Below are 1,998 nucleotides of genomic sequence, written 5' to 3' on the forward strand. Positions count from 1 at the left end.
CCCGTAATGATGCCGGAGAAGGTCACTTTCGCGGCCGACGTGCTGTTCGACTTCGACAAGGCGGTCCTCCGGCCGGAAGGCAAGCAGGCCCTGGACAATTTCGTGCAAAAGCTGGAAGGGGTTGAATACGAGGTTATCGTGGCCGTGGGCCATGCCGACCGTATCGGTCCCGAGGCCTACAACAAGAGGCTTTCCCTGCGCCGGGCCGAATCGGTCAAGGCCTACCTGGTGTCCAAGGGCATCCCGGCCAACAAGGTGTACACTGACGGCAAGGGCGAATCCGATCCCGTCACCAAGCCCGAGGACTGCAAGGGCAAGCGCGGCGCGGCGCTCATCAAGTGCTACCAGCCGGATCGGCGGGTGGAAGTGGAGGTGGCGGGGACCCGCAAGTAAAGCGCCAGTCGTCTTCCTCGGATGGAAAAAGCCCTGCCTGTGCAGGGCTTTCTTTTTATGGCACGCGATCAGGTCGACCTTCTCGTGGACGCCCGCTGGCTGCTGCCCATGGAGCCGGCGGGGGAGGTGCTGGAACGCCACTCGGTGGCGGTCCGGGCCGGCCGCATCTGTGCCCTGCTCTCGTGGCAGGAAGCGGATGAGCGCTTCGAGGCCCGGGAGCGCCTGCGGCTCGAGCGCCACGCCCTCATTCCGGGGCTCGTCAACCTGCACACCCATGCCGCCATGACCCTGTTGCGGGGCCTTGCGGACGATTTGCCCCTTATGGAATGGCTACAGGAGCACATCTGGCCCGCGGAGATGCGCTTCGTGACGCCGGAGTTCGTCCACGACGGGACCCTCCTCGCCTGCGCCGAGATGATCCAAGGCGGAATCACCTGCTTCAACGATATGTACTTCTTTCCCGAAGCCGCCGCCCGGGCGGTGATAAAGGCCGGAATGCGGGCCACCCTGGGGATGATCGTGGTGGATTTCCCCACGCCCTACGCCGCCGATCCCGACGACTACCTGAGCAAAGGCTTGGCGCTAAGGGACCAGCACCGGGCCAATGCCCTGCTTTCCTTCTGCATGGCGCCCCATGCTCCGTACACCGTGAGCGACAAGAGCTTCGAAAAGATGCTGACCTATGCAGAACAGATCCAGGTGCCCATCCATGTGCACCTGCACGAGACCGAGGAGGAAATCCGGGAAAGCCTGCGCCAGCACGGGGTGCGGCCCCTGGAGCGGCTGCGGCGCCTGGGACTCCTGGGACCCGGCTTGGTGGCAGTGCACATGGTGCACTTGACAGCGGAGGAGATGGAGCTCACCGCCCACGCCAACGCCAGCGTCGCCCACTGTCCCTCCTCCAACTTGAAGCTCGCCAGTGGCTTTGCCCCCATCGCTCAACTGGTGGAGCGGGGGGTCAACGTGGGGCTCGGCACAGACGGGGCGGCCAGCAACAACCGGCTCGACCTGTTCCAGGAAATGCGCACCGCAGCCCTCCTCGCCAAGGCGGTGAGCGGTCGGGCAGATGCCCTTCCCGCTCACCGCGCCCTGGAGATGGCCACTCTGAACGGGGCCCGGGCCCTTGGCTTGGATAAGGCGATCGGCTCCCTCGTTCCGGGAAAGCGGGCCGACATGGTGGCCGTCGACCTGGGCCCGCTGGAACTCTCTCCCTGCTACGATCCCCGCTCCCACCTGGTCTACGCCGCCGGCCGGGAGCATGTGAGCCACGTGTGGGTCGAAGGGCGGCCGTTGCTGCAGGATAGGCAGTTCACCACCCTGGACGCGAAAGAGCTTGCCGCCCGCGCGAGCCGTTGGGGCCGTCGTATCGCCGATGCTCGGGCGGACATCCGACCAGGCGGCAATTGACACGGCCTGGCCACCCTGGGGCTTGATTCGATGAGCAACGTCGATCTTCTGGAAGTCGAAAAATTCAACCAGCTCGCCCACCGCTGGTGGGATCCCCACGGTGAGTTCAAACCGCTGCACGATATCAACCCCCTGCGCGTGCAGCTCATCGAAGAGGCGGCCGGCGGGCTGGCGGGCAAGGAGATCCTGGACGTGGGC

At 65.4% G+C, this 1,998-nt stretch carries 2 protein-coding genes and 1 pseudogene; all 3 read left to right on the top strand.

Translation table 11 applies throughout. The features are described 5' to 3' along the window. On the top strand, positions 1–393 hold a 393-nt coding region (locus V7Q81_RS15885), incomplete at its 5' end, for an OmpA family protein (protein ID WP_333845281.1). 57 nt (positions 394–450) lie between these two features. After that, entirely contained in the window at positions 451–1,800 is a 1,350-nt protein-coding gene (locus V7Q81_RS15890; RefSeq protein WP_333845284.1) for a TRZ/ATZ family hydrolase, read from the top strand. Positions 1,801–1,830: 30 nt separating this feature from the next. After that, positions 1,831–1,998, top strand: a pseudogene (locus V7Q81_RS15895) (bifunctional 2-polyprenyl-6-hydroxyphenol methylase/3-demethylubiquinol 3-O-methyltransferase UbiG); the annotation flags it as partial.

This window comes from Pelomicrobium sp., assembly GCF_036803785.1.
Lineage (GTDB): Bacteria > Pseudomonadota > Gammaproteobacteria > Burkholderiales > UBA6910 > Pelomicrobium.

Coding starts and splice junctions, on each gene's coding strand:
- V7Q81_RS15890 (WP_333845284.1), top strand. CDS start 451: ATGGCACGCGATCAGGTCGACCTTCTCGTGGACGCCCGCTGGCTGCTG.